The sequence below is a fragment of the Kibdelosporangium aridum genome (genome assembly GCF_900176515.1).
In the GTDB taxonomy this organism is placed as follows: Bacteria; Actinomycetota; Actinomycetes; order Mycobacteriales; family Pseudonocardiaceae; genus Kibdelosporangium; species Kibdelosporangium aridum.
Map to the genome: position 1 here is coordinate 497,902 of NZ_FWXV01000002.1, position 24,495 is coordinate 522,396.

21 protein-coding genes and 2 pseudogenes are annotated in these 24,495 nt (G+C 65.1%); 10 read left to right on the forward strand and 13 right to left on the reverse strand.

Going from position 1 to position 24,495, the window contains the following annotated elements; translation table 11 throughout:
* Window positions 1-176 precede the first annotated feature (176 nt).
* The 3 genes from B9C43_RS11750 to B9C43_RS11760 are packed head-to-tail and all read right to left on the reverse strand — an operon-like array spanning window position 177 to window position 2,580.
* Complete coding sequence (locus B9C43_RS11750; RefSeq protein WP_033384637.1) at window positions 177-494, reverse strand: hypothetical protein; 318 nt, start codon at window positions 492-494, stop codon at window positions 177-179.
* Window positions 491-1,405 carry a hypothetical protein gene (locus tag B9C43_RS11755; RefSeq protein ID WP_051895921.1) on the reverse strand — a complete coding sequence of 305 codons (915 nt, stop codon included), beginning with the start codon at window positions 1,403-1,405 and terminating at the stop codon, window positions 491-493. The genes B9C43_RS11750 and B9C43_RS11755 overlap by 4 nt, the downstream gene beginning before the upstream one ends.
* Window positions 1,402-2,580, reverse strand: coding sequence for a hypothetical protein (locus tag B9C43_RS11760; protein WP_084426115.1), 1,179 nt, complete (start codon window positions 2,578-2,580; stop codon window positions 1,402-1,404). Before B9C43_RS11760 ends, B9C43_RS11755 begins: the two co-directional genes overlap by 4 nt.
* A 208-nt stretch (window positions 2,581-2,788) precedes the next feature.
* On the opposite strand from B9C43_RS11760, the gene sdhC reads away from it, so the two are divergent.
* The 7 genes and pseudogenes from sdhC to B9C43_RS11795 all read left to right on the forward strand — a co-directional run.
* Entirely contained in the window at window positions 2,789-3,208 is a 420-nt protein-coding gene (gene sdhC, locus B9C43_RS11765) for a succinate dehydrogenase, cytochrome b556 subunit (RefSeq protein ID WP_084426117.1), read from the forward strand.
* Complete coding sequence (locus tag B9C43_RS11770; protein WP_033384640.1) at window positions 3,205-3,612, forward strand: succinate dehydrogenase hydrophobic membrane anchor subunit; 408 nt, start codon at window positions 3,205-3,207, stop codon at window positions 3,610-3,612. Before sdhC ends, B9C43_RS11770 begins: the two co-directional genes overlap by 4 nt.
* Before the next feature lie 28 nt (window positions 3,613-3,640).
* Window positions 3,641-5,398 (forward strand): succinate dehydrogenase flavoprotein subunit, encoded by a 1,758-nt coding sequence (sdhA, locus tag B9C43_RS11775; protein ID WP_033384641.1) that lies wholly within the window; start codon window positions 3,641-3,643, stop codon window positions 5,396-5,398.
* The gene (locus B9C43_RS11780) at window positions 5,398-6,171 is read left to right on the forward strand and encodes a succinate dehydrogenase iron-sulfur subunit (protein WP_084426119.1); all 774 of its coding nucleotides are present in this window, start codon (window positions 5,398-5,400) and stop codon (window positions 6,169-6,171) included. Before sdhA ends, B9C43_RS11780 begins: the two co-directional genes overlap by 1 nt.
* 37 nt (window positions 6,172-6,208) lie before the next feature.
* The gene (locus tag B9C43_RS11785) at window positions 6,209-6,442 is read left to right on the forward strand and encodes an AbrB/MazE/SpoVT family DNA-binding domain-containing protein (protein WP_084426121.1); all 234 of its coding nucleotides are present in this window, start codon (window positions 6,209-6,211) and stop codon (window positions 6,440-6,442) included.
* A complete protein-coding gene (locus tag B9C43_RS11790; RefSeq protein ID WP_084426122.1) occupies window positions 6,432-6,845 on the forward strand; it encodes a type II toxin-antitoxin system VapC family toxin in 414 nt (137 codons plus the stop codon). The genes B9C43_RS11785 and B9C43_RS11790 overlap by 11 nt, the downstream gene beginning before the upstream one ends.
* A 10-nt stretch (window positions 6,846-6,855) precedes the next feature.
* A pseudogene (locus B9C43_RS11795) lies at window positions 6,856-7,330 on the forward strand (2Fe-2S iron-sulfur cluster-binding protein); the annotation flags it as partial.
* Between the two features lie 50 nt (window positions 7,331-7,380).
* Here B9C43_RS11795 and B9C43_RS11800 read toward each other — a convergent pair.
* From B9C43_RS11800 to B9C43_RS11810, 3 genes are all read right to left on the reverse strand, one after another.
* Window positions 7,381-10,503 carry a helix-turn-helix domain-containing protein gene (locus B9C43_RS11800; protein WP_160096485.1) on the reverse strand — a complete coding sequence of 1,041 codons (3,123 nt, stop codon included), beginning with the start codon at window positions 10,501-10,503 and terminating at the stop codon, window positions 7,381-7,383.
* 324 nt (window positions 10,504-10,827) lie between these two features.
* Window positions 10,828-11,829 (reverse strand): serine hydrolase domain-containing protein, encoded by a 1,002-nt coding sequence (locus tag B9C43_RS11805; protein ID WP_084426126.1) that lies wholly within the window; start codon window positions 11,827-11,829, stop codon window positions 10,828-10,830.
* Between the two features lie 13 nt (window positions 11,830-11,842).
* Window positions 11,843-12,328 carry a helix-turn-helix domain-containing protein gene (locus B9C43_RS11810; RefSeq protein ID WP_033384646.1) on the reverse strand — a complete coding sequence of 162 codons (486 nt, stop codon included), beginning with the start codon at window positions 12,326-12,328 and terminating at the stop codon, window positions 11,843-11,845.
* 51 nt (window positions 12,329-12,379) lie between these two features.
* Here B9C43_RS11810 and B9C43_RS11815 point away from each other — a divergent pair, with 51 nt between their 5' ends.
* Window positions 12,380-12,739 carry a hypothetical protein gene (locus tag B9C43_RS11815; RefSeq protein WP_084426128.1) on the forward strand — a complete coding sequence of 120 codons (360 nt, stop codon included), beginning with the start codon at window positions 12,380-12,382 and terminating at the stop codon, window positions 12,737-12,739.
* Here the strand turns inward: B9C43_RS11815 and B9C43_RS11820 are convergent.
* From B9C43_RS11820 to B9C43_RS11830, 3 genes are all read right to left on the reverse strand, one after another.
* Window positions 12,736-13,428, reverse strand: a complete 693-nt coding sequence (locus tag B9C43_RS11820; RefSeq protein WP_033384649.1) for a S1 family peptidase — start codon at window positions 13,426-13,428, stop codon at window positions 12,736-12,738. The genes B9C43_RS11815 and B9C43_RS11820 overlap by 4 nt on opposite strands.
* 219 nt (window positions 13,429-13,647) lie before the next feature.
* Complete coding sequence (locus B9C43_RS11825) at window positions 13,648-16,011, reverse strand: immune inhibitor A domain-containing protein (protein WP_235038566.1); 2,364 nt, start codon at window positions 16,009-16,011, stop codon at window positions 13,648-13,650.
* 168 nt (window positions 16,012-16,179) lie between these two features.
* Complete coding sequence (locus B9C43_RS11830) at window positions 16,180-16,527, reverse strand: hypothetical protein (RefSeq protein WP_033384655.1); 348 nt, start codon at window positions 16,525-16,527, stop codon at window positions 16,180-16,182.
* A 135-nt stretch (window positions 16,528-16,662) separates the two neighbouring features.
* Between B9C43_RS11830 and B9C43_RS11840 the strand changes: the two genes are divergently transcribed.
* Both B9C43_RS11840 and B9C43_RS11845 read left to right on the forward strand, forming a co-directional pair.
* Window positions 16,663-18,015 carry a D-alanyl-D-alanine carboxypeptidase family protein gene (locus B9C43_RS11840; RefSeq protein WP_143446291.1) on the forward strand — a complete coding sequence of 451 codons (1,353 nt, stop codon included), beginning with the start codon at window positions 16,663-16,665 and terminating at the stop codon, window positions 18,013-18,015.
* Between the two features lie 246 nt (window positions 18,016-18,261).
* Window positions 18,262-18,960: pseudogene (locus B9C43_RS11845) on the forward strand (D-alanyl-D-alanine carboxypeptidase family protein); the annotation flags it as partial.
* Window positions 18,961-19,213: 253 nt separating this feature from the next.
* On the opposite strand, the gene yhjD reads toward B9C43_RS11845, so the two are convergent.
* From yhjD to B9C43_RS11865, 4 genes are all read right to left on the reverse strand, one after another.
* A complete protein-coding gene (yhjD, locus tag B9C43_RS58435) occupies window positions 19,214-20,191 on the reverse strand; it encodes an inner membrane protein YhjD (protein WP_084426136.1) in 978 nt (325 codons plus the stop codon).
* Between the two features lie 44 nt (window positions 20,192-20,235).
* Complete coding sequence (gene trpS, locus B9C43_RS11855; RefSeq protein ID WP_084426139.1) at window positions 20,236-21,252, reverse strand: tryptophan--tRNA ligase; 1,017 nt, start codon at window positions 21,250-21,252, stop codon at window positions 20,236-20,238.
* Between the two features lie 30 nt (window positions 21,253-21,282).
* On the reverse strand, window positions 21,283-21,534 hold the full coding sequence (locus tag B9C43_RS11860) for a hypothetical protein (protein WP_143446292.1): 252 nt from the start codon (window positions 21,532-21,534) through the stop codon (window positions 21,283-21,285).
* A 259-nt stretch (window positions 21,535-21,793) separates the two neighbouring features.
* On the reverse strand, window positions 21,794-24,310 hold the full coding sequence (locus B9C43_RS11865) for a bifunctional FO biosynthesis protein CofGH (protein WP_084428046.1): 2,517 nt from the start codon (window positions 24,308-24,310) through the stop codon (window positions 21,794-21,796).
* Between the last annotated feature and the right edge of the window lie 185 nt (window positions 24,311-24,495).

Sequence of the window (24,495 nt, forward strand, 5' to 3'; positions counted from 1 at the left end):
ACGTGTCTCCCTCCCCGCTCGGTGAGCGGCGACGAACCCCGGCCCTACTCGCCGGGAACTTGCGAATTGGTGGACCGTACCTGCCCCGCTGACCAGGTCAGCACACCACCGGCAGGGCGTAACCTAATCGTTTGCCGGTGATGCCGCTCGCGGTCGCACCCGGACACGCAGGGTGATCACCTTTCGGCTTCCTTTATCAGAGCGAGACCTTCGGTGCAGATCCGCTCTGCCAGCCGGTATTCCTCCTCGGTACGGGCCTTGGCGAGTACGCCACCAGCGGTTATCCATCGTTCACGGGCTTGCTGGAACAACGCGGCCACCCGGTCGTCGTCAGTCGATGGCAGGACCTCGACGTGTAGGCCCAGTTGGTTGTGCTTGGCCCGTGCCGCGATGGCTTCGTCGTTGTTGCTGTGCTTCTGCCTGCTCAGCAACGCGGGCACGAGCGCGCCCGCGCCGAGCAGCAGCACGGCGCCGGCGATCCAAACCCACGTCATCGGACCAGCCTCTCCAGCTCCTCGACCTGGTTGGCCACGTTCGCGCCGGACTCGTGGCCCTGCAACGCCAGTACGTACTTCCTGGCCACTTCGGCCTGGTTCGATCCTTTCGGATCGGCCGACAGCACGTACTCGCCGATCTTGCTCAGCCGGGCACCCATCTCCAGCTGCCTGCGCACCCGTGGCCTGCGCCGACCAAGCGCCAGGGCAAGCAGGTGCAGCAGGAAGAACAAAGCGACACAAGCCGCGACGATGCCGCCTAGGGACAACACGATCTCCCCGGTCGCCAGCCCGTCGGGCACAGCGCCACGACGCGGAACAGTGTCCGGATAGGCCTTCGCCGCCTGTGCGTCGAACGCCAGGACGTACTCCTCGATCTGCGGCGTGAGGTCGGTGGGCGAGACGCGGTACTTCCACGCCGACTCGGCCTTGGCGATCAGCACGAAGTCGAAGTCGGCGTCGGACACCGGGTGCTCGTCGTTGCTGAACTCCGGTCCGACGCAGAACGCGGGGTTGTAGCCGTCCCGCGGTTCGTTGCCGTAGAGGACCACCAGGTTGGTCGGCACCAAGTCCGCGACGTCATCGCACAGCTTCTGCAATGAGCTGGACAGTTCCTCGCCGGACGGTGGCAGTTGCCTGTCGGCCAAGATGGCCACCACGATCGGGCGATCCCCGAGCACCTGCCGGACACGGTCCGCGTTCACGATCCCGGGTTCGCCCGGTTCCACATACACCGAACCGTGCCGGAACCCTTCCACGATCGTGCGAGCCTGTTCGGAGGTCGCGAACTGGGTGCGCAGCAAGGCAACGCACGCGATCACGCCGACGAGCAGACCGCCGACGATCCAACGCGGCACACCGAAGTACTTCTCCCGCCACAGGAAGCGCTCGACGGGCGGCAGCTTCTTCACAGCAGGGCTAGCCCTTCCTCTGCGATTCGCTCCACCTCGGCCATCGCCTCGGCGGTGCGCGCCTGCTCGAACAAGTCCCGCGCGGTTGTATACCGTTCAGCCGCTTCCGGCGGGTGGCTGTCCAATAGGGCCGTTCCCAGTTCGCTGATTTTGGCGTACGCCTTGGCTTTCGCCTTCTGCAACTCGGCTTCTTCGAGACGTTGGCGCTTGCGGCGGCACACCGCGAAGCCCGCGAGCGCGCCGCCGCCAAGGACTACGGCAGATCCGCCCCACGCCAGTGGTGTGTAGCGCGTGATTGTCTGAGCCGGGTCGTAGGTTTCCGGCTGCGGACGGCCGAAAGGCTTGCGGCGGCTCAGTTCGTCGAGGCGGGTCAGGATGGTCGACACCCGCCCGTCGACCGAACCGCCTTTCAGGAAGGTCCCGATCTCGTACCGGCCGGACGCGTAGTTCCGCGCGGTGTCAACGCGTTCCTGATCCTTGCCCGCCGCGTCGGTCCAATAGCCTTGGGCTACCAACACGATGTCGTCAGGGAATTCTCTGGCCAGTGCGGGGGCGTAGTCCACGAACGGTTCCCCCGGCTTCAGCGCGGGCAATGCCGCGACCCGGACGGTGAGCCCGGTCTGCTGCTGGATCGATTTGGTGGACAGGGTGAACTTGTCCGCACGGCCCGGTGCGTTGTAAATCCGGCTCTCCCGCAGCTTTCCCGCCAGGTCAGCGACTTGCGCCGGAGTCGGCGTGCGCACCTCGTACGCCGGATAGACCTCGCCGACCGGCACCTTGTTGACCTCGCGCACTGAAGCCAAAGCCGGGCCGGTGATGTCCATGTAGGCCGTCTGCTGGCGCAGTTCGGCAACGTTCGACGGACCCCACCGGGTGTACAGGCCCTCCACTGTGATCAGTCGCACTTTCTTGCTGTCCGCCCATTTCCGCAGCGGCTCGGACACCCGCTCGTAGTGATCGTTGTCCTTGTACGCACTGAACGGGCCGATCAGCAGCTTGGTGTCCGGCGCCATCTCACGGGTGACCACACCCAGATCGATGTGCGTCACCACGCCGGGAGCCTGGTAGACCTGCTGGGTCTCCAAGGCTCTGATCGCCGCCGGAACGTCGAGCTTGTGCACGTCAGGGGGCTGCACAACGGCGACGCCGAGCAGCAAACCGATCAGGGGGAGCACAGCGGTCAGCCTTGCACCGCGGGCCCGATCGGGCAGGCATTTGGCGCAGCGGCTGTGTTCGGTGTGTCACAGAGGCCAACCGCTGGTTGGGCCAGGTGCGGGCGACGGGACTAGCATCCGTCAGGTCAAGGCCCGGTGGGTATTCGTCCCGGTTGGACTCCAGCCCATCCAGCCGAGAGTCCAGCGATGTTGGAGGCTGAGAAAACCGATGTCCGCCGAAGCCGCTGAGGTGTCGCGGCCCAGCCGACGCGGGACGTTGTACCGCGGCGACCCGGGTATGTGGTCGTGGGTGGCACACCGCATCACAGGTGTGCTCACGTTCTTCTTCCTTTTCGCGCACGTGCTGGACACCGCCTTGGTCCGCGTGTCGCCGCAGGCGTACAACGAGATCATCGAGACCTACAAGACACCGCTGGTCAACCTGCTCGAGGTCGGGCTGGTCGGCGCGGTGCTCTACCACGCGCTCAACGGCATCCGGGTGATGCTGGTGGACTTCTGGGCCAAGGGCCCGCGCTACCAGCGGCAGATGCTCTGGGGCATCCTCGTGGTCTGGCTGCTGGTGATGATCCCCGGCGCCTACTTCATGCTGGTCCGTACGGTCAGCGACATGTTCGGAGGCGCGTCATGACGCTCGGACTCGACAGCCCCCGCGCGCCGCTCCGCCCGTCCGTCCGGCGCAGCAACTGGGAACTGGCCAGCTGGGTCTTCATGCGCGTGTCCGGCGTGGCGCTGGTCGTGCTGGTCCTCGGCCACCTGCTGATCATGAACATCCTCGACGGCGGCGTGCACCGGATCAACTGGGGCTTCGTCGCAGGCCGCTGGTCGTCACCGTTCTGGCAGTTCTGGGACCTGGCCATGCTGTGGCTGGCGGAGATCCACGGCGGCAACGGGCTGCGCACGATCATCAACGACTACGCCCGCAAGGACGCCACCCGGTTCTGGCTGAAGGTTCTGCTGTACGTCTCGATGGTGCTGATCCTCGCGCTCGGCACGTTCGTGATCTTCACGTTCGACCCGAACATGGACGCCTGATCAACTCCACCACGAAGGCTGATAACCCATGCAGTTCCACAAGTACGACGTGGTGATCGTCGGCGCGGGCGGCGCCGGCATGCGCGCCGCGATCGAGTCGGGCCAGCGGGCCCGGACTGCCGTACTGACCAAGCTCTACCCCACGCGTTCGCACACCGGCGCGGCGCAGGGCGGCATGTGTGCCGCGCTGGCCAACGTCGAAGAGGACAACTGGGAGTGGCACACCTTCGACACCATCAAGGGTGGCGACTACCTGGTCGACCAGGACGCCGCGGAGATCATGGCCAAGGAGGCCATCGACGCGGTGCTCGACCTCGAGAAGATGGGCCTGCCCTTCAACCGCACGCCGGAAGGCAAGATCGACCAGCGGCGGTTCGGCGGGCACACGCGTAACCACGGTGAAGCCGCCGTGCGCCGCGCCTGCTACGCCGCGGACCGCACCGGCCACATGATCCTGCAGACGCTGTACCAGAACTGCGTCAAGCACGGCATCGAGTTCTTCAACGAGTTCTACGTCCTGGACATCTGCCTGACGCCGGACGCCAACGGCGACCCGGTGTGCACCGGCGCTGTCGCGTACGAGCTGGCGACCGGCGAGATCCACGTCTTCCAGGCGAAGTCCGTGGTGTTCGCGACGGGTGGCTTCGGCAAGGTCTTCAAGACCACGTCGAACGCGCACACCCTGACCGGCGACGGGATGGGCATCATCTTCCGCAAGGGCCTTCCCCTTGAGGACATGGAGTTCTACCAGTTCCACCCGACAGGTCTGGCGGGACTGGGCATCCTGCTCACCGAGGGCGCCCGTGGTGAGGGCGCGATCCTGCGCAACGCCTCGGGTGAGCGGTTCATGGAGCGCTACGCCCCGACCATCAAGGACCTGGCGCCGCGTGACATCGTGGCCCGCTCAATGGCCCTTGAGGTGCTGGAAGGCCGTGGCGCGGGGCCGAACAAGGACTACGTGCTGCTGGACTGCACGCACCTGGGTGCCGAGGTCCTGGAGACCAAGCTGCCGGACATCACCGAGTTCGCCCGGACCTACCTGGCGGTCGACCCGGTGAAGGAGCCGGTGCCGGTGTACCCGACCGCGCACTACGCGATGGGCGGCATCCCGACCAACATCCACGCGGAAGTGTTGCGGGACAACGACCACGTGATCCCCGGCCTGTACGCGGCGGGTGAGTGCGCGTGCGTGTCGGTGCACGGCGCCAACCGGCTGGGCACGAACTCGTTGCTGGACATCAACGTCTTCGGCCGTCGCGCCGGGATCGCCGCCGCCGAGTACGCCTTGTCCCGCCCGGAACACGTCGACCTGCCCACGGAACCGGCGAAGTTCGTCGAGGACCAGCTCGCGCTGATCCTGTCCGAGCACGGCCGCGAGCGCGTCGCGGACATCCGTACCGAGCTCCAGGCCACAATGGACGCGAACGCCTCGGTGTACCGCACCGAGGACACGTTGAAGCAGGCGTTGCACGACGTGCAGGCGCTGAAGTCCCGGTACGCGCACATCACCGTGCAGGACAAGGGGAAGCGCTACAACACGGACCTGCTTGAGGCGATCGAGCTCGGCTTCCTGCTCGAGCTGGCCGAAGTCCTGGTCGTGGGTGCGTTGAACCGCAAGGAATCGCGCGGCGGGCACGCCCGTGAGGACTACCCGAACCGGGACGACACGAACTACATGCGCCACACCATGGCGTACAAGCAGGGCGAGTCGCTGACGTCGGACATCCGGCTGGACTACAAGCCCGTGACCTTTACCCGGTACAAGCCGATGGAGCGCAAGTACTGATGACTGCGACAGTTGAGTCGGGTATCCGCGGCGAGGCTCCTCCGGTGCCGGAGGGCGCGGTGATGGTCGCGCTGAAGATCATGCGCTACAACCCGGAAATCGATGACGAGCCGCACTGGGAGACCTACGACATCCCAGCGCTGCCAACGGATCGTGTGCTGAACCTGCTGCACTACGTGAAGTGGTACATCGACGGGACCTTGACGTTCCGCCGGTCCTGCGCGCACGGCATCTGCGGCTCGGACGCGATGCAGATCAACGGCATGAACCGGCTGGCCTGCAAGGTCCTGGTGAAGGACCTGCTGGCGCGCAAGGGAAAGCCGACCACGATCTCGGTCGCCCCGATCAAGGGTCTCGAGGCCCGCAAGGACCTCCTCGTCGACATGGAGCCGTTCTTCGAGGCTTTCCGCGCGGTCAAGCCGTATCTGATCACGTACGGCAACGAGCCGACCCGGGAGCGGATCCAGTCGCAGGCCGACCGCGAGCGCTTCGACGACACGACCAAGTGCATCCTGTGCGCCTGCTGCACGACCTCGTGCCCGGTGTACTGGACGGATGGTTCGTACTTCGGACCCGCCGCGATCGTCAACGCGCACCGGTTCATCTTCGACAGCCGGGACGACGGCGCAGGCGACCGCCTCGACATCCTCAACGACACCGAGGGCGTTTGGCGTTGCCGGACCACCTTCAACTGCACCGACGCATGCCCCCGCGGCATCCAGGTGACGAAGGCGATCCAGGAGGTCAAGCGCGCGCTGCTCTTCCGCCGCTGAGTTGAGTAAGAGGTAAGAAAGTAATACTCTTACCCTCATGAGCGGGAAGCTGACGTCCAAAGGGCAGGTGACGATTCCGATCGCAGTCCGGGAGGAACTCGGCCTGCAACCTGGCGATGAAGTGGACTTCATCGTCGAGGACGGCGCGGCCAAGATCGTGCGCGCGGCTTCCCACGGACAGCGTGGACAACGGATCGTGGCCCGGTTGCGTGGCCGAGGCGACGTGCCGATGACGACCGACGAGATCATGGCTCTGACGCGTGCCGACTGAGCGAACTCTGGTCGACTCGAATGTGCTGATCGATCTGCTGACCGAGGACCCGAATTGGTTCGACTGGTCGTCGGCCGCCCTCACACTGGCGGCCGACGACGGTCTGCTGCTCATCAATCCGCTTGTCTACGCCGAGGTCTCCCTTCGCTTCACCAGCATCGAGGACCTCGACGACGCGCTGTCGCCGGACGACTTCATCCGCACACCTTTGCCGTGGTCGGCGGCGTTTCTCGCGGGCAAGTGCTTCGCCGACTACCGAAGCCGGGGCAGCACCAAGACATCGCCATTGCCTGACTTCTACATCGGCGCACATGCCGCGGTTGCGAAGTTCCGCCTGCTTACCCGGGACAGTGCCCGCTATCGCACGTACTACCCGACTGTCGAACTCATCTGCCCGGAATGACTTCACGGTCATCGACGGCGCGCTGACGTTCCGCTGGTCCTGCGCCCGGCATCTGCGGCTCGGATGCGATGCAGATCAACGGCATGAACCGCTGGCGTGAAAGTCCTGGTCAAAGGCCTGCTGGTACGCAAGAGAAAGCCGACCACGATCTCGATCGCGCCGATCAAGGGCCTTGAGGTCCGCAAGGACCCCCTCGTCGACATGGAGCCGTTTTTCGAGGCCTTCCCCGTACGTGATCACATACGGCAACGAGCCGACACGGGAACGAATCCAGCCACGGGGCCGACCACGAGCGCTTCGACGATACGACCAAGTGCATCCTGTGCGCCTGACAACGGTGCCGGCGACCGTTTGGACATTCTCAACGACACCGAGGGCGTCTGGCGCTGCCGAACCACCTTCAACTACACCGACGCCTGTCCCGCGGCATCCAAGTCACCGAAGCAATCCAAGAAGTCAAACGAGCCCTACTCTTCCGCCGCTGAGAGTTAACCCTGCCGAAGACACATCGTCCACACTCGGGCGGAGTGCCTTCTCATTCGTCGCCGAGGCGGGCGAGGTAGGCCTTCATCCCAGTGACGGCAGACCCGTCCTCGCCGTCGCACTCGATGAACCTTCCGAGCAATTCATCGAACTCATTGCGGAGCTGCACAGACGACCACAAACCTAATTTGTGACAGGTTTCGGCGATCATCCGACGCGTTATTAGAACACTGCGATGCTCTGGACCGAAAACCATTAACTCAGCGCCAAGACACGTCTCCAACTCACTTAGCGCCTCAGCAAGCCGGTCCATGCCGAGCAACGCCATGGCGTGGCACCAAGTGGCATCACGCGCCCGCGTATGCTCAGCGCCGACCAGTTTTCGAAGACTCCCGGCGACTTCACCAAGCTCCGATGTAGCTTCGCCTCTCCGTCCCAATCTCTGCAAAGTGTGGGCACGACAGTGCCGCTCAGCCAACACCACCGAGTCTTCCGACGTGAAGGTACGCGCGCGGATTTCTAGCACCGCAGTTAGCTCAGCTTCCGCCTCGGCATACCGTTCGACGGAATGCAGTAGATCGCCGTATTGATGTCGGGCCGCTAGCAAGAATGAGTCGTCAGCGGGCAGATCTTCGCACGATTCAATAAGTTCGCTCACATACTCTATCGCCTCATCAAACTTCTTTTGCGCACGCAAGTTCCTCGTCAGCTTCATAGACACATTCCTATGCTCGCGAATGTCTCTCACCTCTAACAGTTGCTTCAACGCTGCCCGATATTCAGCCTCGGCTTCCGCATATCGCTTCTGATCACCCAGTATGTCCGCGATCTCGCTCCGAGTAGACGCCGACAGATCAGAGGCAGGCGGGTACTTGTCGATAAAATGCCTGTACTCGGCCTTCGCAGCGTCATAGTGCCCACGCTTGTTCATCATTTTGACCAGCTGCACCACCTGGGCCAATGTGACCGCGTCATGCCCGCCTCGATCGCGGCGGCAGTCGTTGACAGAGGCGCGCAGTTCAGCCTCGGCTTCCTCCTGACGGCCGACATCCGCCAACATCTTCGCCCAGTCGTTGCGGGACAACAGCGTGTACGGGTTGACAGGTCCGAGCACTTTGGTTCGTGCTTGGACAACGTGACGCATATGCTGTTCAGCTGTCTCGGCGCCTTCGACGTGCCACAAAACGTGAGCCCAATTGTGGTGCGTGATCAGGGTTTCAGGATCATCGGCACCCAATACACGTGTCTGTACCTGGAGAATGCTGCGGTAGTCGTTCATTTCACGTTGGTCGTGAGAGGGCTTGAGAAATACTTCGCGATGGGACAATGCGAGTCGGGTCGGGTGGTCTTTACCGAGCGCGTTCGCCTTGTTGACCATGGCATCAACAAAGTTTTTGATGTCCGCGGGTCGTTCTGCGAACACCAAGAAGGCGAAGCATCTCAGACCAGAGGTCAACACGCTGACCAGGAGGTCCTCGTCGTGATCAGGCACTGCGGCAACCACAGCTCGGATGTGCGGATCAATCAGCTGCCACCAGTCCCAGTTCCACGCCTCCTCTGGCTCGATGCTCGTGGCCGCCTCCAGCCAGGTGGCCACCGTCCGCCACACCGCAGTCTGCTCGGCTTCAGGGAGCGCCCTTACTCTCGCGGCCGTCGCTTCAAGTACCAACCGGTGACCAACGAGACAAGGCAGTGGCGGATCCCCCACTCCCTCAGGCACCGCAGTCAGCTCGCGGCTTTCTGCGACATCGAGGATGTTGAAGTCGACAAGAGCCTCGATCGCCGTGTCGACCTCCTCCGGGATGGTGGTCTCTGGCAGCAGACCGTTTCTGGTCATTACGTCCATGTCGATCAGGTCGACCGGCAGCGGCGCAGGCGCGAAGCAGGAGATCAGCCGCATCAGCACTCGAGCAGGCCGAATCCCCTGTGTCTCCAGCAGATCCAGACTCATCTCCCAAGTCCGGCTGATCAGCTTGCGGTGCAGACGTTCCAAGTCCTCAGTGCTACCCATGTTGTTCAAACCGTGGTCCAGGAGCGCTAGACCCGCATCACCGAGCGCACGTTGGTATGCCACGAAAGTGTTGATCCGGTCCGAGCGCAATCCGGTGCGCCGCAATAAGCCCGCACCGCGAGCGGCGCGTCTCAGATATGTGCCTGCGTACATCAACGCGAGCGGCAGCCCACCAAGCCGGTCGGCCAGCTCACGTGCGTCGGCGCGATCGCCCGCGTGCCCGGCCAAGTCGATCAACATGTCCGCCGCATCGTCCGCCTCGAGCACTTCGACATGGTGCAGATCCGCCCGATGTCCCCACACATCTGGGCTGCCCACACGCGTGGTGACGACAGTGACTCCACCACTGCTGGGGCGTACCCAGCCGGTGCCGTCACCGGGCCTGCTGCTGCCGGACGCGAGGACGTCTGGTTTGTCGGCGTTGTCGACGATGAGGATCCATTGCCGCTCGGCGGCGTCGAGGTATCGCCAGAGCAAGTCGGGTGCGCTGGCACGGCCTGACCAGCTCTCGTCGACGTCCTCGTCCGGTACGCCGATCTCCCGTGCCACCTCGCGCATCCCGGTGACCAACTGGTCTCGTTGGTCACCGTTGATCCAAAACACCGAGCACCCGCTCTCCGCTCCCCGACGAGCAAGTTCCAACGCCACGGTGGTCTTGCCACATCCGCCGAGACCGTGCAGCACTTGAATCGCGGAGCGAGTGTTCGCCACCTCGGCGAACAGCTGGTCAAGCAGTTCGTCACGGCCCCTGACGCGACTGGGCAGGTCACCGATGGGTGGCCGAATGGACATCGTGCCCGGCTGAGGGCGCAAGTCCGCCGGGAGACCCGTTCCAGACGCCTTTCGCCACTGTGTCTCGGCTGCCTTGGCATCCTTATGCAGCTTCGCCCAATACTGGCTGAGCTGAACGTCGCAAGCCTTGAGAATCGATGACACTGTCAGCCAACTCGGTACTCGACTTCCGGCCAGCGCCTCGGAGACCGTCGACGCGGAGAGGTTGGCGCCCTTCGCCAGTTCCCTGAGCGACGGGTACTCGGCTTTACGCATACAGTCCCTGAGCTTCTCAGCCAACGCTTGCATCGGCTCAGGAGCCGACTTGTTCACTGGATCAAGATCCCGCGTCATCGCCATCCTGTCCCTTTGACACCGCTGTCCTTCGTACATCCGTCGAACGCGAAAGCTGTTACAGGTCGATGCGGACGCTGTTCGGCGAACGTTCTCGAATACCCCTGAACAGGGCATTCCTTCCGTAAAACCGGTCGCAGGCCCCACTGACCGGACGGAGGAAGACATGCAGATCCTGGACACCGTGGCACACGTGCTCACGTGCCTCAATCTTTTGCTCACTATGGCCACCACAACGCAATCACTGGTGTGGCAGCGCCGACGTGAGGATGGACGGTCACGTCGCATCAACAGGAGATAGGCGCACTGTCAGTCACATCTGACGCAAAGGGTGGTCAGGTTCTCCTGACCACCCTTTTGTGATCACAAGGCCTCGATGAGTTCGGTGGCGTGGCCGAACAGGTCCGCGTTGAACTTGTTCACGATGATCGCGACGCCGGTTCCGTCCTTCGGTGAGAATCCGGCGAGGCTGGTGAATCCGCCGGTGCCGCCGTCGTGGAAGACCACCTTGCGGCCGCTGGCCAGCGTGACGATGTGCCAGCCGAGGCCGAGGCTCATCTCCGGGCTCTCCTCAAACCTGGGGCGCTGCACCAGATCCAGCGCGGGCTTCAGGAAACGTGGCGCGTCGCCAAGGTGGGCACGCATATACCGCAGCAGGTCGTCGACTGTGCCGTAGAGCGCTCCCGCGCCGGGGATCACCGGTAGTCGCCAGTCCGGTGTGGCCACGCCTTCCGGGTCATAGCCCTGGATCTTGCGGCGGCGCTGCTCCGCATTCAACGTCATCACGGTGTCCTTGAGCCGCAACGGAAGCGTGATCCGGTGCCGGACCATGGCCTCGTAGTTGCGGGACAACGCCAGTCCCAGCAGTCCCGCACCGAAGTTGGAGTACAGGTATTTCGTACCGGGCGGGGTTTGCAGCGTCGTCTTCTTCAGGGCGTCGATCAGGATTTCCTCGGTGAGGTGCGCCCATGGGTCCCGAGGATCGACGACATGCGGAGGCTCGAACATCCCTGGTGGCAGCCGAGGCAGCCCGGAGGTGTGCGACGCCAGCTGTGCGAGCGTCACGCCTTCGGGTGCGGGGAATCGCCGCGGCAGGTGCTTGGCGAGCGGATCGTCGATGTGGCCGTGCAGAGCCAATGCCAACGCGGTGAAGGTCTTCGTGATCGACCCGATCTGGAAGATCGCGCCACCTCGCACCGCATAGCTTTCCTGGCCGCGGAACGCTCCGATGGCAACGGTGTCGTAGCCGGTGATCTTCGCCAGCTGAGCGTCCACAAGGGACTTCAGGCCGCCTGCGGCGTAGGCAGGCGTGCCGATCAGGCCGAGCCCGGTGGCGGCGGCGAGAACGGTTCTTCGCCTAGGCATGATGCTTCCCCCTTCATGCTGGATTCTGGACCGCTGTGAGCACAGTCAGCAGAGGGACCACGCGCGCTCCCGGCACGGCGTAATGGCCGCGCCCGGTCACGTGCAGCCAGCCCGCGGCCACCAGTTGCCGCAGGTGGTGGTACAGCTGCCCAGTTGTCCCCAGTGCTTCGTGCTCTTGGAGTTCGGCGGTCGACTGGACACCGGTGAGGATGAGCCGCAGCAACAACAACCTGACCGGGTGCCCCAGCGCGGCGAACGCCCCGCTCAGCTCCGACCAGTCCTGCCCCAGCAGGTTCTCCACGGTCTCGCCCTGCTGCCACTCGTAGAAGTGCCCAGTCGGCAACGGGACCGCTCCGGTGAACAGCACGGCACCCTCAGGCGCCCGGTCCTTGAGCCCTTCCAAGGCCCAGAACGTGCCCTCGGGGATCGACCCCGAACGCCGTCCTTCGAGTGCGGCGACCCGCTCCTCCAGTGCTGCCAGCCGCTCGTCGAGCTCCATGCGACCATACTACGTAATTACGTAGAATCTACGCAACTCTATAATCACGTCATGACCTGGGAGGAGTACCTGTACCGCGAGCACAGCCGGGAGACCATCGCGCGCTGGGCGCGGGAACTGCGTTACTTCAGGTTCTGCCGGGCGTACGGCGGCCATCAGAACGACGGCGACCGGCTGCTGGTAGCGCTGAGTGATCCGGACTTGGACCCCGACATGTTCCAGCCGGCCGCTCCCACTATCAGGAACGGCCGGCTGGAATTGTGGCTTTCGGACACCTATTACGTCACCGAGTCAGTTGTCGACGCCGCCAAGGAAATTGAGCGAAGACTACCCGGCGGGATCGTCATTGATCCGCCACTCGATGACGAACATTGCGTGTGCCCGAAGTATTACCCCGAGATTTGGGCTTAGACACCAGCGGTGTTGCGTATGAAGGAACGACTGCTGGCGATGCTCGAATAGTTCTGCGTCCCATTCGGGTCGCTTCCACTGTTCTCACCGGTCGAGCAAACGCCGACCTGCACGCCGTTCGACAGCTGCGGACCGCCGGAGTCGCCCTTCCACGCCGCGCCGTCCACGCCCTCGCTGCGGATCGCCGGGCCACCGTAAGCATCGGTGCTCGTGCCGCTGACGCGAACGTTTGCGGTCTTCAGCACCGGGGAGGGCGGCGAGCTGCCCTCGGTCCGGCCCCACCCGAAGATCTGGTTGGTCGCGCCGGCCTCCGGGTTGGCGTCACCGAGCTTCATGTACTCGGTTTGCACAGCTGAGCTCAGGTGCAGCAGCAGGATGTCACCGGTCGGCGCGGCCTGCTTGCGGTCGACCGTGCGCTCCTCGCCCTGACCGAGGTTCACGTTGCCGACCTTCACCGACACGCTGGATCCGTCGCAGTGCTTGGCGGTGAGCACCCACTCCGGCGCGATGATCGTGCCCGAGCAGTTGAACTGACCACCGACGTAGATCTGCGCGCCCCACGGCGCGGAACTGACCGTGTCACCACCGATGATCATGGGCTGGACCGGGTCACCGGCCGCCGCGGCGACAGGTGCTCCGATCGCGGAAAAGGCGACCGCGAGCGCGGCAGCCGGAATGAATTTACGCATGAAAGCGCATTCCTTTCAGCAGGGGTCGAAAAGGAATGGCTCGGGTACCTCTATTGCGTCCCCGAACGCTCTTTCACGCTATGTGCGGCGGCGATCACCGGTAAACCCTTCGATCGTATGTTTAGGCCAACCGGCCCACGGGTAAGGCGTACCGGATTTACCAAAAAACAACGGGGTGACCAGGCAAACCTGGCCACCCCGTCGCTGTACTGCGAAGGCTTACTTGAAGACGCGGACCGTCATCGAAGTGCCCTGCTGGGACTGCACCCTGATCTTCACCCCGGCCCCGGCCACCTTCACGCCCGCCGTCGGCTGGTCAGGCGACCAGTACGACTTGGCGTCGTCGAAGAGCGGCTGCGCGGAGCGGCCACGGATGTAGCTGGCCCGGCCGGCCGCGTGCAGCGTGATCGAGTCCGACTTCTGCAGCGAGAACGGCGCGTCGTAGCCGGCGATCCGCGGCCGCCACGGCTGGCCCTGCAGGTTGTAGATCGGCTCCGGGTTGGCGTCGATCGGCAGGATCAGACCCTCGCCCGGGTGGGCGCTGGTGTTGTTGTCCGCCTGCGAAGTGTCCCAATAGGACACCAGAAGGCCGTCCTGGTACGGGAAGTGCTCGACGTAGTCCGGCTTGTCCGGGAACCCGAAGTTGTACGGGCCGGTCCGCATGTACTGGTCGAACGACGCGTACGTGCGGTTGGTGGCGATGTAGAAGTGGTCGAACGTCGCGGTCTCGGTACCGGTGGTCTGCTTGAACCCGTTGAGGGTCCAGCCTGCCGGTGCGCCTTCCGCACCGTCGTCGAGCACGACCGCGCCGTCCACAGTGATCTTGATGTCATCGGCGAAGAAGCCGTCCGGGGCCACACCGCCGTCAGTCACGTATCGGAACCGCAGCTTGGCTTGCTTGCCTGCCAACGAGTTCAGCGGCACGTTCACGTCGACCCAGTTAGCCTGCGTGCCGGTCAGCGCCGGGGCGTTCGCGCCGTCCTTCGGGAACGGCGCACCGTTGACGGTGCCGTCCAACGAAGTCCACGTCGCGCCGCCGTCGGTCGACGCCTGCACGTACAGGTAGTCGAAGTCCGCTTCGATGTCGTAACGCGCCTTCAACGCGAGCGATGCCGACGTCTTCCCAGTCAGGTCAAGATCCCTGACCATGTTGTTGTCGACGTCGTCGCCCTTGCCGCTCCAGTACATCTTCGTCCCGGCGAAGGGTTTTCCGTACTCGTTGGTCTTCTGCTTGTCAGGCAGCACAACGACAACGCCTTGCGCCTTGTCCGTGTTGTACTCGTGCGGACCGAGATCCAGCGTCCGATCCTGGCCTGCCACAACGACTTCGTAGTCCAGCCAGCCCAGCTGCAGTTTGTCCCACGCGGACAGGTCGTTGGCGCGCGTACCGATCCCCTGGTCACTCGCCGCCGAAACGCGGCTCTGGCCCATCAGCGACCACCAGTTGACGCCGTTCTCTTGCGCGCCACCGGGTCCAGCGGTGTCGTAGTGGTCCGGCAGACCGAGGTCGTGGCCGTACTCGTGCGCGAAGACGCCGAGGCCGCCGTTCTCCGGCTGGATGGTGTAGTCACCGACCCACAGACCGGTGTTGCCGATCTGGGTGCCGCCGCGCTTGTTGCCCGCAGGGCCGTCCGGTGAGCTGGGGTAGGTGTACCAGCGGTGGCTCCAGATCGCGTCCTCACCCTGGATCGGGTCGCCGTCGGCCTGGTCACCACCCGAGTGCACGATCTGGAAGTGGTCCAGGTAGCCGTCGGCCTCGTTGAAGTCGCCGTCGCTGTCGTGGTCGTAACGGTCCCACGTGTCGAACGCCTTGAGCTCCTCGCGGATCTGCTCAGGCGTGGCGCCGGCCGCGACGCGGTTCTCGACCCAGCGGTTCACCGAGTCACGGATCAGGTCCCAGGTGTTGTTGCAGACGTTGCCCGCGCACGGGAAGCCGTTGGACCGGCCGTAGCGAGCCTCGTTGTAGTCGACCTTGACCCAGTCGGTGACCATGCCCTCGACCGAGTACCGGCCCGAGGACTGCTTCTCGTAGAAGGTCTTCAGCGATTCGACTCCGGCGCCCTCGCCGAAGTACATCTGCTCGAAGTGCTCACGGGAGTAGTCCGGCTGCCAGATCGTGCTGTTGTCCACCGCACGGTTGGGCGCCGGGATCTCGTTGTGGAGTGGGCCGTCGAACTTGGTCGGGCCGGGGATCGCCGGTGCGATGTCCACGTCCGGGTACCGCGGATCGCGTTGGTTGCCGAACTCGGCGAGGACCACGAAGATCTTGTCGGTCTTCTCCCTGCCCAGTTCCACGTACTGGTCGACGCGCTGCTGCGGCTGACCGCCCCGCGCCGCGTCGGCGGGCTTGTCACCGACCTTGGCGACCGTGCTGGCGCCGCGCTTCTCCACCTTGGTCTCGCCGGAGAGAACCTCGGCGAGCGCTTCCTGGCGAAGGGCGCGGCGCTTCTCCTCGTATTTGTTCGGCAGGTCGTGGTCGTCGGGCGCGCCGTACTCGATCCCCGGGTTCGTCACGCTGGGTGCGGCCACCGCGGGAGCGGATAACGCGCTGACGCCCAGGCCGACCAGCGCTAACAGCGCCAAGCCAGCGGAACTTCTTCGATGCACTTGCCCTCCCGTGCACTGAACGCCGGAGAGTGATCGCTCTCCAGCCGCAGATGAACGGGCCGACAGTACGTATTAACTCTATGGACTGAAATACGCCATACGTAGGGTTAACGCTATGAGTTCATAAGTCGCTTGATCAGCTGATCAAGCCCAGAACACGGCGAGTCCGACGTTGAGCACGACCAGGCCGCCGAGGGTCGGGCTGAACCACTTCGGCGCCTTGTCCTTGGTGACGTAGAGCACCGCCAGCACGCCGATCACCACGAGCACGAGCAGCTTGATGCCCAGCTTCATGTGGTTGTAGTCCTGGTTGGTCAGCGGCGCGAGCAGCATCAGCGCGAGCCCAGTCACCAGCTGCACCCCGGCACCGTGCAGCCAGCCCTTGTTCACCGGCGCGTCCTTACCGGCTTTGAGCTGCAGCATCAGCGTGCCGATCAGCATCGCCATACCGAGCAGGTGCAGGAACACGAGCAGATGCCGGACGAACTCCACGGGTTTCTCCCTGTGTGGTGGGCAGCGGTGCAAACAGCCTGAACGGCATTATTCGCCCATTACCGAACGCGACATCCCACGACCCTAGTCCTGCCCCGCCGCCCGACATCACGATCGAGTGACTAGCCTGCAGGTGTGCCTGAACGAGCTCGGCAACTGGCCCGCGTACTGAATCTGTCTCTCAGCATCGCCGCCGCCGTCACGTTCGCCGCGGTACCTGCCACGGCGAACGCACAACCGACCTCTCCCAGCACCTCGACGCGAGGGTCGACGGCGACATCACCCAAGAACTCGACGCCCAAGTCATCGGGGTCCACCACGCCCTCGAGGCAACCGTCCGACGGCCCGACGGCGTCCAGCTGCACGGCCAAAGCCGTGCCGCCGCCCGCCAACGAGGGCAACGGCGACCAGCTGCCGCCGCTTGACCTGCCCAAGGACCCGATCGGCGGCGCCCGCATGGGCGACTGCGGTGTCGTCCTGCCGCCGAACGCCACCCTGCCGCCGGACGGCCTGACCGCCGATTCGTGGCTGATCGCCGACCAGGCGACCGGCGACGTGCTCGCCAGTTATGCACCGCATGCCCGGCAGCGGCCAGCCGGAACCATCAAAGTTCTGCTCGCGATGGTCGCCCTCAAGGAGATCCCGGCCGACAAGGTCATCGTCGGCACCCGGGAGGACACCCGCCAGCCGGGTACCAAGGTCGGCATCATCGCGGACGGCAAATACGCCGCGGGCGACCTGATCCGTGCGCTGATCGTCATGCCCGCGGCCGACGCGGCCAACGCGCTGGCGCGTGAACTCGGTGGCGCCGACGAAGCGGCACAGAAGATGAACAACCTGGCCCGTGAGCTCAAGGCGCTCGACACCCGGGTGGTCAACCCGAACGGCAACGACGTGCCTGGCCAGAGCACCTCGGCGTTCGACACCGCGCTGATCTACCGCGAAGCGATGCGGATCCCCGAGTTCGCCGACGCGACCGGGTCCAAGCGGGTGCAGATCAAGCCGCAGGGCAACCGGAACACCACGATCACCCGCAACAACGACAACAAGCTGCTGAACACCTTCAAGGGCGCGACCGGCGGCAAGGCGGGCACCACCAACGCCGCGCAGAACGTCTTCGTCGGCAGCGCCGAGCGGGACGGCAGGCACCTGATCGTGTCGGTGATGCGGTCGCAGAGCGAACCGTTCCCGCAGGCGGCTTCCTTGCTGGACTACGGTTTCACGCTCGCCGCGGCGCGGGTCCAGCCGATCGGCAAGCTGGCAGGCGCGATCGACCAGCCGTCGCCAGCCCCGCAGGACACCCCGAGCAGCGCCGAGAACGAGACGACCACGCTGGCCAGTTCCAACACGGTGGCACGGTCCGCGTTCGGCACCGCAGGCCTGCCGATCACCATCCTGGCGGGCCTGGTCGTGCTCGCCGGCCTCGTGATGACGGCTCGCCGCAAGATGGCCAGGGCAAAGAGGTTGCGGGCACAACAGGCCCGGTGACTTGACTTCGGTATTACGCCCTAACCTGGGTTCGTGGTCCTGACGTCACGGCGACTGTTCGCTGTCCTGCTCGCCTCGCTGTGCCTGTTCGCCTGCGCGAGCCTCACGGCGAGCGCGCAGCCCGACGGCTCGTGCCCGCACAAGACGGCCCCGCCACCGCCGGTGGACACTTCGGAGAACCCGAAGCCTGGCCAGAAGGCGCCCGCGCCGCCACCCGTGCCCGCCAAGCCCGCGGGCGGCGAGCGGATGGGCGAATGCGGTGTGGTGGCGCCGCCCGGAGCGCCCGCGCTGCCTGCGGACGTGACCACCGCGTCGTGGCTGCTGGCGGATTTGGACAGCGGTGACGTGATCGCCGCGAAGGACCCGCATGCCCGGCAGCGCCCAGCGTCGGTGATCAAGGTCCTGCTCGCCATCGTGGTGATGGACGAGCTGGACATGACGAAGGTTGTCGAGGGCACGCAGGAAGACGCCAACCAACCGGGCACCAAGGTCGGTATGGGCCCTGGCGGCCAGTACACCGTCAACCAGTTGTTCCTCGCTCTGCTGATGCATTCGGCCAACGACTCGGCGCACGCGTTGGCGATGCAGTTGGGTGGCGTCGAGCAGACAGTGGCGAAGATGAACGCCCTGGCCAAGAAGCTCGGCGCGTCGGACACACAGGTCGCGACTCCGTCCGGGCTGGACGGGCCGGGGATGATGACGTCGGCCTACGACATGGCGTTGTTCTACCGCGAAGCCATGAAGAAGCCGGAGTTCACCAAGGCGGTCACCACCAAGCAGATCGACTGGCCGGGCTACGGCACCAAACCGGGCTTCAAAGTCAACAACGACAACCGCCTGCTCGGCAGGTACGCGGGATTCATCGGCGGCAAAACGGGTTTCACCGACGACGCCAGGCACACGTACATCGGCGGCGCCGAGCAGAAAGGCCGCAAGCTCGTGGCCGTGCTGCTGCGCGGCGAGCAGCAGCCGGTGCGGATCACCGATCAGGCGGCGAAGCTGCTGACGTGGGGCTTTGACGTGGCAGCCAAGAAGATCCCTGGGGTCGGCACGCTCAACGCCCCGCCGCAGCCGGAGCCCTCGAGCAGCGACGCAGCCGACGCGCAGACCAGCGGCGGCGCGCCGGGTGCGACGGCGTCGGGCCCAATCGACAACAACAGGGGCGTGCTGCCCACGGCGGCGATGTCGATCGCCGGCGTCACGATCCTGGGGTTCTTGATCTGGCGGATTCGACTGCGCTACGCCCGTCGGGCTGTGCCTGCTGGTGTTCCGGCTGAGACGGATCTGGATCAGACTGTTCAGCTTGATCGGATCGACCGGCTGTTCCGGGAGGATTAGCCGTCGCCGTCCACGCGGTGATGAACAGCAGGAACCGGGCGACCAGGTTGGCGAACACGAGCAGACCGATCACCGGGCCGAAAATGGCTCCGGTCGGCGAACTCGTGACCGCGGTCAGGTAGATGGCACCGAGCTGTTTGAGGATCTCGAAGCCGATCGCGGCGGCCAACGCGCCTTTGACCGCACTGCGGACATTGACCTTTTCCCGTGGCAGCCGCGTGAGCACCCAGAGGAAAACCAGCCAGTTCGCGATGACCGACAGCACCAAAGCCGCCAGGAACAACAGGAATCGCGCCCACCCGGCGTCCTCGAGGCCGACCAGGCGCAACAGCAGGTTCCCCAGCCCGGTCCCGACCGCGGTCAAACCGAACGAGATGACCAGGGCAAGACCGAGGCTGACCAACGCGGCCAAGTCCTTGAGCGTGGTGGAGACCAGCGGCAACTGTTTGCGTTCATGGCCCCATTGCGCCGTCAGCGCGTCCCGCAGGTTGGTCATCCACCCGACGCCGGAGTACAGCGCGGCCAGCAGACCGAGGATTCCGACCGTGCCCTTGGAATCCAGTGCGGTCGTGACGACCTCGTTGATGGTGTTGCCGAGGGTGCCGGGAACGGCCTTGGTGATGCCGTCCTTGAGCTGCGCGAGCAACTCCGGCTGCGCGGCGAGAATGAACCCGGCCACCGCGAACGCGATCATCAGCAGCGGGAACAGCGACAGCACGCTGAAGTACGTGATGGCCGCGGCGAACTGGTTACCGTAACGCTCGGAAAAAGCGTCGTTGGCCTGGATCAAATGGTCGAGCCAACGCCACTTCCTGCGGTAATCATCCAGCTTTCCCACATATCGACGCTAAGACCGCCGCGCCGGGTTCGCATGATGAAACGTCACCCGGCGAGAAAACCCACCCGTTCGTAGGTCTTCGACAGCGTCCGGCTGGCCACCCCACGGGCCCGCTCGGCACCCTTGGCCAGCAGCTTGTCCAGCTCGGCCGGGTCGTCGAGGTATGCCTTCACCGCGGCCTGAATGGGCGTCACGAACTCGACGACGACCTCACCGAGGTCCTTCTTCAGGTCGCCGTAGCCCTTGCCGTCGTAGGCCTTCTCCAGGTCCTCGACGGTGCGATCGGTGAGCGCGGAGTAAATGGAGAGCAGGTTGCTGACCCCGGGCTTGTTCTCGACGTCGTAAACGATCTCCCGGCCGGTGTCGGTGACAGCGGACCGGATCTTCTTGGCGACCTTCTTGGGGTCCTCGAGCAGCTCGACGACACCGGCTGGAACCGACTTGCTCATCTTGGCGGTCGGATCCTGCAAGTCGAAGATCTTGGCGGTGTCCTTGACGATGTACGGCTCGGGCAGCGTGAAGGTCTTGCCGAAACGGGAGTTGAACCGCTGCGCGAGATCCCGGGTGAGCTCGAGGTGCTGCCGCTGGTCCTCGCCGACCGGCACGAAGTTGGCCTGGTACAGCAGGATGTCGGCGGCCTGCAGGATCGGGTAGGTGAACAGGCCGACGCTGACCCGGTCGAGGGCCTGGCGCGCGGACTTGTCCTTGAACTGGGTCATCCGGCTGGCCTCGCCGAAACCGGCCATGCACTCCATCACCCAGGAAAGCTGCGGGTGCTCCGGCACCTGGCTCTGTACGAACAGCGTGGCGCGGTCCGGGTCGATGCCCAGCGCGAGAAGCTGCGCGGCGGAGACGCGGGTGCGCTGCCTGAGCAGTTCGGGGTCGTGCTCGACCGTGATCGCGTGCAGGTCGACCACGCAGTAGAAGGTGTCGTGCGTGTCCTGCATCGCCACCCACTGGCGGATCGCACCGAGGTAGTTGCCGAGGTGGAAGGAGTCGGCGGTCGGCTGAATGCCGGACAACACCCTGGGACGGTTCTGCAGCTCGGTGGACACAGCCAAATCCTATTCAACCCACGGTGTGGGCCAACTTCAGGAGGTCGGGGCGGGTTGCGGTGCGGGCTCCGGCTCGGCCACCACGATGGGCTGCGCCTCGGTGGTCTCGGCCGCCACGGCCTTGTCCTTCGCGGACTTGCGCATGAAGCGCCACAGGCCGAGCAGCATGCCGGTCAGGCCGACTGCTGCCACGGCGATGCCAACCGGTCCGGCGACGTTGACGGGCATCGCGTTCGTGCTGTCCTGAGCGAATGCCATCCCGGCGGGCGCGACCATGAAAAGGGCCACGAAAGACACAGTCACCAGGGAACGGGTCCTAGCCACCCGGTCACGCACTGGTTCGCCTCCTGCGACACAAACCGACCTGGCATCCCCCGATCGAGGGACACGGTTGTCTACCGAGCCAAGAAAAAGCTACCGAGCGTGTCAAGCGTGGCCGCCGGACACCGGTCTTACGGCGCAGAAGGCTATCGCCCGTTCGGTCACAGGTCGGTCTCGGGGTGTCGATCAAGACCCGCCGCGTCCGGGGACGCGGCGGGTACCTGCGCTAATGCGCCGCTGCGGAAAGCGGGCCGTACGTTGTCGTGCGCTGGCGTGCGGGGCGACCGGCCAACGCAGCCAATTCCTCCAACTGACGGACCGTCCGGGCTGAGCCGTGTTCCGATCCGGCCATCCGGCTGATGGTCTCCTCCATCAGCGTGCCGCCGACGTCGTTGGCGCCGCCGCGGAGGATCTCCGCGGTGCCTTCCTCGCCGAGCTTGACCCACGAGCACTGGATGTTCGGGATGCGGCCGTGCAGCCCGAGCCGCGCCATGGCATGCACCGCGCGGTTGTCACGCCGCGACGGACCAGACCGAGCAACACCTGCCAGGTAGATCGGGGCGTTGCGGTGCACGAACGGCAATGCCACGAACTCGGTGAACCCGCCCGTGGAGTCCTGAATACGGGCCAGCGTGCGCAAGTGCGCCAGCCAGTGCCCTGGGTGGTCGACGTGGCCGTACATCATCGTCGACGAGGACCGGATGCCCAGTGAATGCGCGGTCGACACGACGTCAATCCAGGTGGACGCGGGCAGCTTGCCCTTGGTCAGCACCCACCGCACGTCGTCGTCCAGGATCTCCGCGGCCGTGCCCGGGATCGTGTCCAGTCCGGCATCGCGCAGGTCGGTCAGCCATTCCCGGACGCTCACGCCCGCCTTGGAGGCCGCGCTGACGATCTCCATCGGGCTGAAGGCGTGCACATGCATGCCCGGAACGCGTGACTTGATGGCACGCACCAGGTCCGCGTAGTACGTGACGGGCAGCTTCGGGTCGATGCCGCCCTGCATGCACACCTCGGTCGCGCCGTCGTTCCATGCCTCCTCGGCGCGGTCTGCGGCCTCCTCCACCGACAGGCGGAACGCGTCCGCGTCGCGCTCGCGCTGCGCGAAGGCACAGAACCGGCAACCGACGTAACACACGTTCGAGAAGTTGATGTTCCGGTTGACGACGTACGTGATGTCGTCGCCGACGGCCTCCTTACGCACCGCGTCAGCCAGCTCGACCAGCTTCTCCAACGCAGGACCGTCCGCTGTCATCAAGGCGAGCGCGAGGTCCGCGTTGTCCGAGTCGAGCAAAGCGCCCGGATTGGACTCGGCGAGCGAAAGACCTGCCTTCACGTCCGCAGCGAGTCGTTCGGGCGCCTTCGGCAGTTGCTTGCGCAGTTCGTCCCAGTCGCCGTAGACCGAGTCGAAGTCACCGCGGCGGTCACCGGTCCGGCCGGTGGTGTCGATCGTGGAGTGCAGGTCCGCGCGGCCGACCGTCTCCAGGCCGCCGTCCGGCTCCTGCCACGGCAACCCGGCCGGTTTCACGTCCGCGGCAAGGCCTTCCGGTGTGCAGACCGCCGAAATGTGTTCCGCGATACGGATATCGGTCCACTGCCCAGGTGCGCCCTTGAGGAAACGCGGGTAGACCGGCAGCCGCTCGTGCAACGCGAAACCGGCCTGCGAGGTCTGCTCACGCAAGGAGTCCAAGGCAGGCCAAGGACGTTCCGGGTTGACGTGGTCCGGGGTGACCGGGGAGACGCCGCCCCAGTCGTCGATGCCCGCGCGCAGCAAGAGCTGGAATTCCTCGCCGACAAGGTTCGGCGGGGCCTGCACGCTCACGCCCGGCGGCATCAGCAACCGGCCGACGGCCACGGTCGCGGCCAGTTCGTGCAGGTCGGCGTCGGGCATACCGCGCATCGCCGTGTCCGGCTTGGCGCGGAAGTTCTGAACGATGATCTCCTGGATGTGCCCGTACTGACGGGCGATGCCGCGAATGGCGAGCAGCGACTCGGCGCGCTCGGTGAGCGTCTCGCCGATGCCGACCAGGATGCCGGTGGTGAATGGCACAGCGACCCGGCCCGCGTCTGTGAGCACGCGCAACCGGACCGCCGGCTCTTTGTCCGGGCTGCCATAGTGCGGGCCCCCCGGTTGACTCCACAGCCTGTGGGCCGTGGTCTCCAACATCATGCCCATACTCGCCGCGACCGGTCGCAACCGGGATAGCTCTTCCCAGGACAGCACTCCAGGGTTCAGGTGCGGCAGCAGACCGGTCTCTTCGAGCACCGCGATGGCCGAGGCGCGCACGTAGTCCAAAGTGGACTCAAAACCGCGCTCTTCCAGCCATTTCCGCGCGGCAGGCCACCGCTCCTCCGGCCGGTCACCGAGCGTGAAGAGCGCTTCCTTGCAGCCGGCCGCGGCGCCCTGGCGGGCGATTTCGAGAACTTCGTCACGCTCGAGATAAGCCGCCGGAAGCCGGTGCGGGACGGTCGCGAACGTGCAGTAGTGACAACGATCACGACAAAGTCGGGTCAGTGGAATGAAGACGCTGCCGCTGTAGGTGACGATCCCCTCGCGACCTTCGGCCCGCAGGTGCGCGTCCCGGACCCGGGACGCGGCGGCCATCAGCTCGTCCAGCTGCTCGCCCCTGGCGTGCAGCAACACCGTGGCCTCGGTGAGGTCCAACGTTGAGCCGTCGCTCGCCCTGCGCAACGCCCGCCGCATCGCCGCGTCACTGGGACGCGGCTCGGGCGGGGTCATCATCAATTCGGTAGCCACCGAACTAGCCTAGGCGAATCACGTACAATGAGGTCATGCGAAAGATTGTGTCGAACATGATGCGGCCCTTCCCGGGCCCCGTCAGCGTGCACTGATCTCGCACCAAGGTACCCGGTCGTCAACCGGGTGCCGTCAAGTCCCCGCTGATGACCGGTTCGTCTGAAGCAGGA

Bases quoted from the DNA above. Each gene is read 5' to 3' on its own strand.
- B9C43_RS11750 (WP_033384637.1), bottom strand. From the start codon at position 494: ATGACGTGGGTTTGGATCGCCGGCGCCGTGCTGCTGCTCGGCGCGGGC.
- sdhC (WP_084426117.1), top strand. From the start codon at position 2,789: ATGTCCGCCGAAGCCGCTGAGGTGTCGCGGCCCAGCCGACGCGGGACG.
- B9C43_RS11770 (WP_033384640.1), top strand. From the start codon at position 3,205: ATGACGCTCGGACTCGACAGCCCCCGCGCGCCGCTCCGCCCGTCCGTC.
- sdhA (WP_033384641.1), top strand. From the start codon at position 3,641: ATGCAGTTCCACAAGTACGACGTGGTGATCGTCGGCGCGGGCGGCGCC.
- B9C43_RS11780 (WP_084426119.1), top strand. From the start codon at position 5,398: ATGACTGCGACAGTTGAGTCGGGTATCCGCGGCGAGGCTCCTCCGGTG.
- B9C43_RS11785 (WP_084426121.1), top strand. From the start codon at position 6,209: ATGAGCGGGAAGCTGACGTCCAAAGGGCAGGTGACGATTCCGATCGCA.
- B9C43_RS11800 (WP_160096485.1), bottom strand. From the start codon at position 10,503: ATGTACGAAGGACAGCGGTGTCAAAGGGACAGGATGGCGATGACGCGG.
- B9C43_RS11805 (WP_084426126.1), bottom strand. From the start codon at position 11,829: ATGCCTAGGCGAAGAACCGTTCTCGCCGCCGCCACCGGGCTCGGCCTG.
- B9C43_RS11810 (WP_033384646.1), bottom strand. From the start codon at position 12,328: ATGGAGCTCGACGAGCGGCTGGCAGCACTGGAGGAGCGGGTCGCCGCA.
- B9C43_RS11815 (WP_084426128.1), top strand. From the start codon at position 12,380: ATGACCTGGGAGGAGTACCTGTACCGCGAGCACAGCCGGGAGACCATC.
- B9C43_RS11820 (WP_033384649.1), bottom strand. From the start codon at position 13,428: ATGCGTAAATTCATTCCGGCTGCCGCGCTCGCGGTCGCCTTTTCCGCG.
- B9C43_RS11865 (WP_084428046.1), bottom strand. From the start codon at position 24,310: ATGATGACCCCGCCCGAGCCGCGTCCCAGTGACGCGGCGATGCGGCGG.